Below are 12847 nucleotides of genomic sequence, written 5' to 3' on the forward strand. Positions count from 1 at the left end.
ACATGTTCCTGCCATCCGGACCCCCTCGTGGTTCTTGCGACCCGCTACGGCCTGGCCATAGCCTGAGTCGGTACCTCAGTGCACAAGACTCACCCGGCCGGGGGAAGGACCGCGATGGCAGCTATTCGGTCGGAGATGTCGTTGGAACTTCTCGCGCTGCACGCCTCGGCGAGTTTTCCGGGCGCGAACTCGATGAATTTTCTCAATGAGGTCGCCAATCATTTTCCGGACGCCATCTCGTTCGCCGCCGGACGACCCTTCGAGGGTTTCTTCGACATTCAGTCGGTGCACGGATATTTAGCGACCTATCGCGAGCACTTGCTGACAAAGTCCGGCTATGACGAGGCCACGGTACTTCGCACCTTGATGCAGTACGGGCGGACCAAGGGAATCATCCACGACCTCATCGCGGCGCATCTCGACATCGACGAGAACATCACGGTGGACCCGGAGTCGATCGTGGTCACGGTCGGCTGTCAGGAAGCCATGTTCCTCACCTTGCGCGCCCTCCGCAGAACTGCCGATGATGTCGTGCTCGCCGTGCTGCCCGGTTACGTCGGATTCGCCGGCGCCGCGCAACTCGCGGACATGACGGTCCTCGGGGTCAAGGACTCCACCGCCGGAATCGACCTCGACGACCTGCTGGTCGTGCTCGATCGCGCCGAAGCCGCCGGGCGGAAACCCCGCGCCTGTTACGTGACGCCCGACTTCGCCAACCCGACCGGAATCAGCTTCTCCGTGCAGACGCGCAACCAACTCCTACGCATCGCCGAAGAGCACGATTTTCTCATCCTGGAGGACAACCCGTACGGGATGTTCTACGGCGACAACGGCTATCTGCCCACCTTGAAGGCACTCGACCGCACCCAGCGAGTGGTGTATCTCGGCTCCTTCGCCAAGACGGGATTTCCCGGCGCCCGGGTCGGCTACGTCGTCGCCGACCAGCGGGTGCACACCGGCGGCGAGCACACCGAACTGCTCGCCGATCAACTCGCCAAGATCAAGAGCATGCTCACCGTGAACACCTCCCCGATCGCACAGGCCATTATCGGCGGAAAGCTCTTGCAGAACGGCGGCAGCGTGCGGCTGGCGAGCGTCCGGGAAAGGCAGATCTATCAGAACAATCTCCACCGAATCCTCACCGGCCTGGCGACCAGGTTTCCGCCAGGAACAGTTCCTTCGGTGTCCTGGAACACACCGACCGGCGGTTTCTTCTTGGTTCTGACGGTTCCGTTCACCGTCGACGACGACCTGCTGACCATTTCCGCGCTCGAGCACGGCGTGTTGTGGACACCCCTGCACTACTTCTACGGCGACGGCCTGCCCAGGAACCGCCTCCGGCTTTCGTTCAGCCATCTCACCCCGGACGAGATCGACACGGGATTGGACAGGCTCGCAGCCTTCGTCCGCAAGTACAGCGTCTGAGAAAGGAAGCCCATGTTCGGCGGTAATTCGAGAAAAGCTGCCTCGACGAACCCGCAGCGCCCGCCGGTCTTGGGGATGGACCTACCGATGACGACGGGCCGACCGGCATACCGGAGGCTGCACCCACGGTCGCCGGAACCACTGGACGACAGCGCATTCGCGCGCATCGTCGGAGTCGGGACGGCGGTCCCCGACACCTCGTATTCGCAACAGAATATCCTCGATATTTTCCGGATATCGGACCCCAAGATCCGTTCGATATTCCTCAACAGCGCGATCGATCGACGGTTTCTGACCCTGCCGCCGCAGCTCGATGACGGCGCACGCGCGGCAGAGGCCCAAGGCGATCTGCTGAACAAGCACAAGGCCCAGGGGATCGACATGGGCGCACGCGCCATACGCGCCTGCCTGAAAAGGGCCCATGCGGCGGTATCCGATATCGGATACCTGTGCTGCGTCACCTCCACGGGCTTCCTCACCCCGGGATTCAGCGCGCTGCTCATCCGCGAACTCGGGCTCGACCCCTACTGCGCCAGGGTCGACATCGTCGGCATGGGCTGTAACGCGGGACTCAACGGCCTCAACGCCGTCGCGGGCTGGGCCCGGGCCCATCCCGGACAACTCGCGATCCTGGCGTGCATCGAAACATGTTCGGCCGCCTATGTTTTCGACGAAACCCTGCGAACCTCGGTGGTCAACAGCCTGTTCGGCGACGGCGCGGCGGCTGCGGCCCTGGTGACCGACGACGACACCGGTCCGGTTCCCGCGCACGAGGCGCCCAAGGTCCTCGGGTTCGCCAGCGTCATCATCCCGGACTCGATCGACGCCATGCGCTACGACTGGGATCCCGCAGCGCACAAGTTCAATTTCTTCCTCGACCCGGACGTGCCCTACGTGGTGGGCGCACACTCCGAAGACGTTGTCGACCGGCTGCTGGCGGGAACCGGCTTGCGCCGCGGCGACATCGCCCACTGGCTGGTGCATTCGGGCGGCAAGAAGGTCATCGATTCGGTCCTGGTCAACCTGGGCCTGACTCGCCACGACCTGCGCCACACCACCGGTGTGTTGCGCGACTTCGGCAACCTGTCCAGCGGCTCGTTCCTGTTCTCCTATGAACGGTTGCTCGACGAGACGGTGGCGTGCCGCGGCGACTACGGGGTGCTGATGACCATGGGCCCCGGTTCGACGATCGAGACAGCCCTTGTTCGCTGGTAACGACCAGGCCGAGCAGAAGAATGGAGACAAGGTGACCAGCACGGACACAGTTCCCGAGATCGACGCGGGACCGCGTCTGCGCATCGACGGCACGCGCCCCCTCTCCCCTGAGCTGGTGTCTGAGGTGCAGATGTTCATCGACCAGGCCGTGAGTCGGACCGGTGTCCCGGTCATTCATCTCTCCGGTGCGCCCAGTGCCGCGCCGGGCGAGATCGGAATTCAGCTGGTGAGCAAGTGGGAGCGCGCCCTACGCCACCTCGAACGGCTCGATACGCCCACCATCGCTGTCGCACAGGGCGATTGCGGCGGCGTGGCGCTGGAAACACTGCTGTGCACCGACTATCGGCTCGCGACCGGCGACCTGCGGCTGCTTGTCACGACCGGAACCGATGCCGGCGCGACCTGGCCGGGAATGGGCCTGTATCGGCTGGCCAACCAGGTGGGTGTGGGACGAGTACGTCGCGCGGTCTTGTTCGGCACTCCCATCCCGGTCGCCGAAGCCAAGGCGCTGAACCTGATCGACGAGATCGTGGCGGACCCCACCGACGCGATCGCGGCAGCGGACACCCTGGCCGCCGCGCGGTCGGGAGCCGAACTCGCGATCGCACGCCAGTTGTTGTTCGACGCGACGACGACGAGTTTCGAGGAGGCCCTCGGCAGGCATCTCGCGGCCTGCGATCGCCGATTGCGGCGGGCACGCAACGGCGACGGAATCGATCGATGATGAGGCCACCCGATGTGAACGCCGGCACGGACCTGAACTCGGCACGCCGGATGTTGATGGAGTTCACCGGCACGGTCGACGACGCCTTGGCCGTCTTGCCCGAGCCCGCGGACCGTTCGAGCGAACAGCGCAGGCAGGCCGACGACGCCAAACGCGCTGCGGCGCTGGTGCGCAGGCAGTTCTTGCAGGCGCACGCGGACGCCGTGTACGACCAGCTCACCGACGGGCGGACGACCTCGCTGCGACTGGCGGAGTTGTCCGGCGCGGCCGCGGTGGCGTTTCCCGGTCTGGTTCCCACCGAGGCGCAGCTGGCCGAGGAGCAAACCCGGACGCAGGCAGGCAAGGAAGGCCGGGAGATCGACCAGGGGATCTTCTTCGGTCAGCTGCTGCGGAGCCCGGCCGCCGGTGCGCATCTCATCGACGCCATGCTTCGGCCCACTCCCCGCGCCCGGCTCCTGCTCGACCGGTTCCGGCAGACGGGAGTCGCCGAGCTCGGCTCGGTGCGGCTCGAACGTCGTTGCGGCACGGCCTATGTGACGATGTGCCGCGACGACTGCCTCAACGCCGAGGACAACAGTCAGGTCGAGGACATGGAGACCGCGGTCGATCTCGCCCTGCTCGATCCAGCGGTGCGCGTGGGGGTGCTCCGGGGCGGCGAGATGAGTCATCCCCGCTACCGGGGCAGGCGGGTGTTCAGTTCCGGAATCAACCTGAAAAGCCTGCACGCCGGGCGCATTTCGTTCGTCGACTTCCTGCTGCGCCGCGAGCTGGGCTACCTCAGCAAGCTGGTGCGCGGTGTCCTGGCCGACGAGGCGCCGTGGCACGCGCCGATGATCGAGAAACCCTGGGTGGCCGCGGTGGACACGTTCGCCATCGGCGGCGGCGCCCAACTGCTGCTCGTTTTCGACCACGTCGTCGCGGGCGCCGGGAGCTATGTCAGCCTGCCTGCCGCGCAGGAGGGAATCATCCCCGGTGTCAGTGGTTTTCGGCTCACCAGGGCAGCTGGACCCCGAATTGCCCGCCAGGTCGTGCTCAGCGGCCGCCGCATATGGGCACAGGAACCGGACGCGCGGGCGTTCATCGACGAGGTCGTCGATGAGCGGGACATGGCGGCAGCCGTCGACCGCAGCGTCGAACGTCTCGACGGCCCGGCCGTCGTCGCCAACCGGCGAATGCTGAACTTCGCCGAGGAGTCGCCGGACGCGTTTCGCCGCTATGTGGCGGAATTCGCTGTGCAGCAAGTCATTCGGCTCTACAGCGAGGACGTCATCGGCAAAGCCGGCCGCTTCCGCGCACGCTCGTCGGCCGCAGGGTGACCCACTTTCCCGGAGGAGGTGCTCCGATCATGACGGACGGTACGCCCAGGGTCCGCTACGAGAAGAAGGATCGCGTCGCCTACATCACGCTCGACCGGCCTGCCGTGCTGAACGCGATGGACTTGCGGATGCACGACGAACTCGCCACCGTCTGGGACGATTTCGAGGGCGACGACGACATCTGGGTCGGCGTCCTGACCGGCGCCGGCGACCGCGCCTTCTCCGCCGGGCAGGACCTGAAGGAACGGGCGGCGCTCGACCGAGCCGGGGCCCCGCCGACGAGCTTCGGCAGCCGCGGCCTGCCCGGCCGGCCCCGGCTCACCGAACGATTCGACCTGACCAAACCGCTGATCGCCCGCGTCAACGGCTACGCCATCGGCGGCGGCTTCGAGTTGGCTCTCGCCTGCGACATCATCGTCGCCGCCGAGCGTGCGATCTTCGCGCTGCCCGAGGCCAGGTTGGGCTTGATCCCCGGAGCGGGCGGTGTGTTCCGGTTGGCCCGGCAGTTACCGCTGAAGACGGCGCTGGGGCATCTCCTGACCGGCCGCGAGCTTTCTGCCAGCCGAGCACTGGAATTGGGTCTGGTCAACGAGGTCGTACCGGACCGCGAACTGGACGACTGCGTGCGGGGCTGGGTGGACGATATCCTGCGCTGTGCCCCGCTGTCGGTCCGAGCGATCAAAGAGGCCGCCATGCGGTCGGTCGATGTTCCGCTCGAGCACGCGTTCGGCCTCCAGTACCACTGGGAGGAGCGCCGCGCGCGAAGCCTCGACGCAGGCGAAGGCGCCCGCGCATTCACCGAGAAACGCCGGCCTGTCTGGTCAGGACGATGACACGCCCCGGATCCCGATCGAGGACGGTCAAAAGTATCGCCGGACTAACCGATGTCCACCAACCCCAGCTCCGCCACCTTGATCCCGGCTTGGAAACGCGACTTGGCGTTCAGGATTCGCAATATCCGCGCAACATAGCGCCGATAGGTGCGGACGGAGACATCCATCTCCCGCGCGGCGGTCTCGTCCTTGACCCCGCTGCACAACTGCGCCAACACCTGCGAGTCGACGCGATCCAAACTGATGCTGTCGACAGACACCAAGGGGCCCTCCACTCTCGTCACCCACTCCCGTTGTCCTGCCGCAGCGGTATCTCCCGCAACCGCAGTGCGATCACCACGCCGATGACCGCGACCACCGCCGCGGCGAGGAACACACCGTGCAGCGCCGTCCCTATCCCGTCGAGCAAGGTGTCACGCGAGCCCGGGGGCAGTGCGTCGATCTGCTCCCGGCTGATGCCGGTCCCGCTGTGGGCCGGCGCGGACAACGGATCCGTGGCCGGGGTGCGCAGCAGCGTCCACGTCAGCACCGTGCTGAACACCGCCCCGAATACCGCCACCCCCAGCGCCTGCCCGACGGTCCGGCTGAACGCCCCGGTCGACACGGCAACCCCGGTGTCCGCCGGTTTCGCGGCGTTCAGCGCCGCGAGCTGCACCACCGAGCTCAGCATCGCGAGTCCTGTTCCGGCGACTGCCAATACGGCGCCCTGCACCACATAGGGCAGGCCGGGATTCAGCACGGACAGACTGAAGGTGGCGACGGCGAGCAGGACCGTCCCGAGCACCGGGAACCGCCGGTAGCGCCCGGTGCGACTGATCGCCCGCCCGCACAGCGCCGAGGTCACCGCCCAGGAGATCAAGAAGGGTGTCATGCGCCATCCCGAGATGGCGGGCGAGACACCGTCCACGGTCTGCTGGAACAGCGGCATGAACGTAGCGATGCCCTGCGTCGAGAAGCCGAGGACGAACGCCAAGAGGATCGAGACCCGGATCACGGGATCGCCGAACAAGTGCGGCGGCACCAGCGGCTCGTCGGCCCGCCGTTCGATGTACACCGCCCCGATCGCCAGAATCACCGTGGCGGCAATCGAACTCAGGACCGGGACGGACGTCCACGGGTACCTGGTCCCACCCACGGTGACGAGGAGGATCAGCGAGCTGACCGCTCCCGACACCAGCACCGCACCCCACCAGTCGATGACGGGTGGCCGCTGGTCCTGATCGGGGACCCGCAGCTTCGCCGCGACCACCACCAAAGCGAACGCACCGAGCGGGATGTTGACATAGAAGACCCATCGCCAGTTCAGCGTCTCCGACAGCACCCCACCGACCACCGGGCCCGACACCGAAGCCAGCGCGTACGCCGACTGCACGATTCCCTGATACCTGCCTTGGATCGCCGGCGGTACGACCGTGCCGATGACAGCCCACGAATTCACGATGATCCCGCCCGCGCCGACCCCCTGGAGCAGACGGAAGACCACGAGCTGCGGCATGGACTGGGCCAGCCCGCACAGCATCGAACCCACCAGGAAGACTCCCAGCGCGATCAGGAACAGGCGCTTGCGTCCATAGAGATCACCGAGCTTTCCGTGCAGCGGCACCGAAACGCAGATCCCGAACATGTATGCCGTTGTCACCCAAGGCAATTCGGTGAGACCACCCAGTTCGGCCACGATCGACGGCAAGGCGGTTTCGACGACGGTCTGGTCCATCGCCGCGACGAACATGGCCAGCGTCATACAAGAAAAGAGGACGGCGACCTGCGGGTCCCAGCTCGGCCGTAGCCGTTCACGTCGCCTCAATTGCGTTCTCCTGCCGGCACATTCCTCGGGCGGACCGCCCGCTGTCGAGTAGCCGGCGCCCCCGGCCGCGCCACCCTCATGCATCGCAGGTGAGTCGCCGGCCGTCGTTGTAGGCGACCATCTCCCGCAGCGCTGCCTCGGTGTCCAGCCGGGCACCCCGTTCGACGCCGTCCAGCTCGGCGTAGGCGCGGTGCAGGTTGCCCACGATGCGCTCGGCCTCCCGCAGCCCGGCGAACTCCCCCAGGTCGATCTCCCGAGCGGCTGCCAGCGGTGTCAGTCCCGCCTCTCGCCCCCGGCGGGCGGCCTCCTGCACGAACCTCAGGTACGCCAGGCTCTCCTCGATCGCCTCCGGCCCGCAGACAGCGCCGTGCCCGGCGACGATCGTTCGCGCGCCGAGCGGCCGGATGACCTGCTCGAGCACCTCGATCGTGCCGCTGATCGAACCCATCAGGGCGAACGGCGTGCCCCCGCTGAACACCAGATCCCCCACGAACAGCACGTCGCGCTCGGGGATGTGCACGATCGAGTCATTGCCGGTGTGCGCCGGTGTGCCGACATACCGCACGTCACAACGCAATTCATCGGACCAGAGGGTGATCCCGGTGGTGTAGGTCAGAAATGGCGGCGCCATCTCGAACCGGCCCCACTCCACCTCGGTCCAGATGCCTCGATTTCTGGGGGCCCCGAAAGCGAGTACTCCGGCGCGGCAGTGCTCGTGGCCGACGATCGTCGCCCCGGGGAACAGGAAGTTGCCGAAGGTGTGGTCGCCGTGGTGATGGGTGTTGACCAGGGTGTGGACCGCGTGCGGCGTCACCGCGGCGATCGCCGCGAGATAAGCCCGGGTGCGCCGCTCGGTGGCGCAGGAGTCGATGCCGATGACGCCGGAACCGCCGACGATGAACCCGGTGTTGTTGAGCATCCAGCCGCCGTCCGGCTGGATATACGCATAGACGCCGTCCGCGACCTCGACGGTCCGCGGCGTGAACGCCGCGCTCATGCCGGTCGCCCGATCGGCACGGGCACCGACGACTTGACCGACACCACGTCCTCGATGCGCCGGCCCAAGCCGAGCTCGGCCGCCTTCCGATAGGCGTAGGCGGCCACCGCGATGTCCTGCAGCGGCGAGCCCACCGACTTGTACAGGGTGCGTCGCGGCGGCTCGTCGACCCGCCGACCGCACAGCTCGGCCAGGGTGATCACCTTGCCGGAGTCCAGGGTTCGCGCGTCGGCGGCGGCCCTGGCGTCGCCGGACTCCTCCAGCGCCTGCATGCGATCCACCACGATCAGATCCGGGTACGCCCATACCGCGGCGTCCAGCTCGCGCTCCGCGGGCATCGTCGAACCGGTGGAGCTGATATGCGCGGTGGTGGCGGAGATCCAGTCCGCGAAGAAGGCGGGCCCGGCGCCCGCGGTGTTCGTCGCCACCATGATCAGGTCGACCTCGCGCACCGCCGCCGCGCCCGAATCCACCGCGCGCACAGGGATACCCAACTCTCCGGCGAGGTCACAGGCCAGCAGTTCACGGCGCTCGGCGCGGGGACTGTAGATCGACATCCGGTTCACGGCGAGCAGTTGGCCGACGACCGCCGCCTGCATGCGCGCCTCGTGCCCGGAACCGATGATCCCGACCGCCGACGCCTGCGGGACCAGCCGGACGGCGGCCAGCGCCGCGGTCGTAGCGGTGCGCAGCACGGTGAGATAGTTGGCGTCCAGACAGGCCAGCGGCACGCCGCTGTCGATGTCGAACAGATTGATCTGAAATCGCACCTCACTGCCGACGAAGTGAAACTCCTTGTACCCCACCACACCGAACTCGGGCAGCGCCGCCGCCATCAGTCGCAACCATCCCGACGCGAAGCAGAGATTCACCCGCTCGGTGATCGCCGCGGCGCCCGTGTACTCGGCCCGGTGGGCCGTATCCAACGCCCGGAGCACACCGGGCAGGTCCGCCGCGCGCCGCACGTCGTCAGCGGTCAGTAGCAACGTCATCGTGTTCCACCTTCAGATCGCGCAACGCATTTCGGCACGGTGTCATCCGCCTTGGGCACGCAGTCCGCGGTGTTCGCCAGGCAACGGTGCTTGCGCCGTCAGCGAATCGAGGCGCGGCAGACGATTCCCCACGGCATGGCTCACAACCCGGAAATTGATCTGCGGCAACCGCTTTGCACAGGCGAGGACCTCGGCAGAGGACAGCTCCACCGTCGGCTGACCATCCACCAGGGACAGGCCGTTGCTCGCCACGTCCTGCGAGATCGCGACAAGCCTGCGCGCCAACTGCGCCACGATGTCCTGGCGCGACACCTGCGCCCGCATGGTGAGGAAGTAGTTGTCGTAGAGCAGGCCGAGCAACCTCGTATCCTGCAGGCGGATACCCCGTGCTCGTCCGGCCGATGCGGCGGCCCGCAGCAGCGACGGTCCATCGGGCACCAGCTTGGCCGCGACGCCTTCGTGTATCTCCTGGTAAAGCCGCACCGCGGTAGCCAGGTCGGCCGCCTCCCGCAGATACTCGGTTCCCGACGGCAGCCGCCCCCGGAAGACATCCCGGACCGGCCGGTAGTCCGGCGCCCAGCCGCCGCTGAAACAACGATGCTGCAAATACATGCTCGGTCTGATCAGGCTCTGGTAGACCTGCCGCGGGCAAGAGCTGGTGTACAGCAGCATGGCGCAGTACCCGCGCAGATAGTCCGTCAGCTCGCGGCAGCCGATCGACGGCGGCGTCCGACCGGCGTCCATGTCGCGCAGCACCCCGGCCATCAGTCGCCAGATCACGAAGCTCACCTGGTGGCCCGTCAGCCAGCGGAACCAGAAGATCTCCTGCTCCGACTCGTCTCCGGCAACCATGTCCCCGTCGAGGATTCGCGCCCCGACGTCCCGATAGTCGGCGTGCTCCCGGCCTGCGGGCAGATCATCGTCGGCCACCTCCGGGTTCGGCAGGGTCAACGGCTCCAGACCGTAACGGACGCCGCCGAAGTACCACCCCGAGGTAACGGGCAGATCGATCACTATCGCCTCGGTGGTCATCGATCACCGCTCCGGCGTACGACGAGCGGGAACGGAGTTCGGTGTTTCCGCAGTCACATTCACGAATACAGCGTGGGGTATCCGGATGCCTCGCCGACAGGGATCGCATTCCCGGTGCGCCGGGAAGAATTCCCGCTACCTCGAGGTATCGCGTCCATTGTTTCCGGGTGACGCCCGGCGCTAGCGTCGACCGAGTCCCAGCGACGATCGACATCCGAGAATTCACTACCGGGATGAGTCAAAGGAGCAAGTGGTGCGTACGCAATTGATCGGAAAGATAGAATTCGACCAGGTGCGGCTCTCGGCGGATCTGGACCGCAGCCTCGAGGTCACCTACGCCGAACCGTACGACGAATTCGCCTGCGGCCGCCCGTGGAAGAGTGTCATGTTGCTGGCGCCGGGCGGCGGGGAGGGCGGCGTGCTCGCCGACTTCGACCCGCGCAGGCCCAGCGCGTTCACGAAGGCCGGAGAGCATCTTCCGTACATCCAAGAGATCATCCGGGACAATTTCGCAATGGAGCACGTGACCTTCGCCCGACTGGTCGCTCTCACCGACGGCGTCCTGGTCCCGCATTGCGACTACGTCGAAATGTCCACGGACGTGGAGAGACAGCGTATCGCGCATCGCGTGCACATTGTGCTGTCGACCTCGGAGAGCGCCAAGTTCAACGAGACGGATTCCGTCTACCGGATGCGGGAGGGCGAGATCTGGGCCATCGACGTCACCCGTCCGCACAGCGCGGGCGTCATCGACAATACGCGCCGGGTACATCTGCTGGTGGACCTCGCCTATGTGGACGACGCGGCGGACCTCTTCACGTTCGACGCCGACCTGTCGGGCAATTTCCCCCAGGCCAACATCTGTGATCGGCCCACGCTGAGCGACGCCGAACGAGAGGGCATCCTCTCGATGTCCTCGGTCATCGACGAAGAGAACTTCATGCAGGTCATGGGACTGGTCGTGCGCAAGCACTACCGCAACGACGGCGGCCCGGACTTCGTGTGGCGATCGATGAACGAGATCGCCGAGCGCAGCGGCAATTCCACGATCGTCAAGATGGTATCGGACCTCTACCGGCACACGAATATCGTGCGCATCGAAGGCGCACACCGGAAATGAGGCGAGGATGATCTCGTTCCATCACATCGCGATACAGACCCGCGATCTGGATAATTGTCTGGCGTGGTACCGAGACTATTTCGGGGTCGAAGAGAAGTGGACCCTGGACGAGTTCTCGCCGCTGACGCTCAGCCGCCTGCCCGGGATAACCCGGCTGACCGAGGTGCGCGTCGGCGATGTTCGCCTGCATTTGTTCGAGCGCGCCGACCTGGTTTACGACCCGGTAGCCGAGCGGGCGGCACAGTTCCAACACGTTTGCGTGGCCACCGAATCACCGCAAGAGCTGTCGGTCCGGCGTGACCGCTGGATCGAGGTCTTCGAATCGAAGAACTATGCCTTCGCCAGGCCGGACCAGCCGACCGAGATCGTCGTCGACGACGAGGGGATACAAAGCTTCTACCTGTTCGATGTGAACGGCTTGGAGTTCGAATTCACTTACGTACCGGTCGATTAAGGAGCCCTCACCTGTGCACCGGAACTATTCTGACAGGGGCCCCGGATGCGGCACGGAGTTCTGATACTGCCCGATCGGCGCTGGTCCCAGGCGCGGGCGAAATGGGTACGTGCCGAGGAGCTCGGTTTCGCGCACGCCTGGGTATACGACCACCTCATGTGGCGGTGGCTCCGCGACAAGCCCTGGTTCGGCGCTGTTCCCACCTTGGCGGCGGCCGCCGCGGCCACCTCGAAGATCCGTCTCGGAACCATGGTCGCCAGCCCGGCATTTCGCCACCCGGTCACGTTCGCAAAAGATCTCATGGCGCTCGACGACATTTCCGACGGCCGCGTCATCTGCGGATTGGGCGCGGGAAACGGCGCCTACGACGACCTGGCGATGGGCGCCGACCCGTTCCCACCGGCTGCCAGAGCGGCGCGTTTCGCGGAGTTCGTGGAGCTCACCGACCGGTTGTTGAGTGCGACGGAGACGTCGTATCGGGGCGCTCATTTTTCCGCGCACGAGGTGTCCATGCACCCGGGCTGCGTCCAGCGGCCTCGCATCCCTTTCGCACTGGCGGCGGCCGGGCAACGAAGCATGCGGTTGGCCGCGAAATATGCTGATATCTGGGTGACTACGGGCACTGTCGGCAAACCCGAACCTCGGCCGTACGCGTTGTCGCTTCCGCTGCTGCGAGCCCAGTTGTCGGCGCTGGACCAGGCCTGCGCCGACGCCGGGCGGGATCCGTCGACGCTGCGTCGCCTGGTGCTCACCGGCGGGATGATCAGCGGCGTGCTGGAGTCGGCCGGCTCCTTCGCCGACGCGTCGGGAATGTTCGAGGACATCGGCTTCACCGACCTCGTGATCCACTGGCCCCGTTCGGAATTCCCCTATCAGGGCAGCGAGAAGATCCTCGAGCGGATATCTCCGCATTGACAGAACCGAGTCCGGAAAGT

At 66.3% G+C, this 12847-nt stretch carries 13 protein-coding genes; 8 read left to right on the forward strand and 5 right to left on the reverse strand.

What is annotated here, in order from left to right; genetic code table 11:
• Positions 1 to 114: 114 nt before the first annotated feature.
• From ON39_RS43525 to dpgD, 5 genes are all read left to right on the forward strand, one after another.
• A complete protein-coding gene (locus ON39_RS43525) occupies positions 115 to 1425 on the forward strand; it encodes an aminotransferase-like domain-containing protein (protein WP_040742979.1) in 1311 nt (436 codons plus the stop codon).
• Between the two features lie 87 nt (positions 1426 to 1512).
• Positions 1513 to 2640, forward strand: a complete 1128-nt coding sequence (dpgA, locus tag ON39_RS43530; RefSeq protein ID WP_051187898.1) for a 3,5-dihydroxyphenylacetyl-CoA synthase DpgA — start codon at positions 1513 to 1515, stop codon at positions 2638 to 2640.
• A 31-nt stretch (positions 2641 to 2671) separates the two neighbouring features.
• Positions 2672 to 3364 (forward strand): enoyl-CoA-hydratase DpgB, encoded by a 693-nt coding sequence (dpgB, locus tag ON39_RS43535; RefSeq protein WP_211336482.1) that lies wholly within the window; start codon positions 2672 to 2674, stop codon positions 3362 to 3364.
• Positions 3361 to 4680 carry a (3,5-dihydroxyphenyl)acetyl-CoA 1,2-dioxygenase DpgC gene (dpgC, locus tag ON39_RS43540; protein ID WP_211336483.1) on the forward strand — a complete coding sequence of 440 codons (1320 nt, stop codon included), beginning with the start codon at positions 3361 to 3363 and terminating at the stop codon, positions 4678 to 4680. The genes dpgB and dpgC overlap by 4 nt, the downstream gene beginning before the upstream one ends.
• A 29-nt stretch (positions 4681 to 4709) precedes the next feature.
• Positions 4710 to 5513 (forward strand): enoyl-CoA-hydratase DpgD, encoded by an 804-nt coding sequence (gene dpgD / locus ON39_RS43545; RefSeq protein WP_040742983.1) that lies wholly within the window; start codon positions 4710 to 4712, stop codon positions 5511 to 5513.
• A gap of 44 nt (positions 5514 to 5557) precedes the next feature.
• Here the strand turns inward: dpgD and ON39_RS43550 are convergent, their stop codons facing one another.
• The 5 genes from ON39_RS43550 to ON39_RS43570 form a co-directional block, all read right to left on the reverse strand.
• A complete protein-coding gene (locus tag ON39_RS43550) occupies positions 5558 to 5773 on the reverse strand; it encodes a LuxR C-terminal-related transcriptional regulator (protein WP_211336484.1) in 216 nt (71 codons plus the stop codon).
• 20 nt (positions 5774 to 5793) lie between these two features.
• Positions 5794 to 7317, reverse strand: a complete 1524-nt coding sequence (locus ON39_RS43555) for an MDR family MFS transporter (RefSeq protein WP_157195650.1) — start codon at positions 7315 to 7317, stop codon at positions 5794 to 5796.
• 76 nt (positions 7318 to 7393) lie between these two features.
• Positions 7394 to 8314, reverse strand: coding sequence for an MBL fold metallo-hydrolase (locus ON39_RS43560; protein WP_040742989.1), 921 nt, complete (start codon positions 8312 to 8314; stop codon positions 7394 to 7396).
• Complete coding sequence (locus ON39_RS43565) at positions 8311 to 9306, reverse strand: ornithine cyclodeaminase family protein (RefSeq protein ID WP_040742991.1); 996 nt, start codon at positions 9304 to 9306, stop codon at positions 8311 to 8313. Before ON39_RS43565 ends, ON39_RS43560 begins: the two co-directional genes overlap by 4 nt.
• A gap of 42 nt (positions 9307 to 9348) precedes the next feature.
• Positions 9349 to 10338 carry a 3-methyl-L-tyrosine peroxygenase-related protein gene (locus ON39_RS43570; RefSeq protein ID WP_051187886.1) on the reverse strand — a complete coding sequence of 330 codons (990 nt, stop codon included), beginning with the start codon at positions 10336 to 10338 and terminating at the stop codon, positions 9349 to 9351.
• Positions 10339 to 10591: 253 nt separating this feature from the next.
• Here ON39_RS43570 and ON39_RS43575 point away from each other — a divergent pair, with 253 nt between their 5' ends.
• From ON39_RS43575 to ON39_RS43585, 3 genes are read left to right on the forward strand one after another with little or no spacing between them, the layout of a single operon-like run.
• Complete coding sequence (locus ON39_RS43575) at positions 10592 to 11458, forward strand: aspartyl/asparaginyl beta-hydroxylase domain-containing protein (protein ID WP_211336485.1); 867 nt, start codon at positions 10592 to 10594, stop codon at positions 11456 to 11458.
• Between the two features lie 7 nt (positions 11459 to 11465).
• Positions 11466 to 11912, forward strand: a complete 447-nt coding sequence (locus ON39_RS43580; protein WP_040742993.1) for a VOC family protein — start codon at positions 11466 to 11468, stop codon at positions 11910 to 11912.
• A gap of 45 nt (positions 11913 to 11957) precedes the next feature.
• Positions 11958 to 12827, forward strand: a complete 870-nt coding sequence (locus ON39_RS43585) for an LLM class flavin-dependent oxidoreductase (protein WP_040742994.1) — start codon at positions 11958 to 11960, stop codon at positions 12825 to 12827.
• Positions 12828 to 12847 lie beyond the last annotated feature (20 nt).

Origin of the sequence: Nocardia tenerifensis NBRC 101015, assembly GCF_000308715.1 — a bacterium.
Classification (GTDB): domain Bacteria; phylum Actinomycetota; class Actinomycetes; order Mycobacteriales; family Mycobacteriaceae; genus Nocardia; species Nocardia tenerifensis.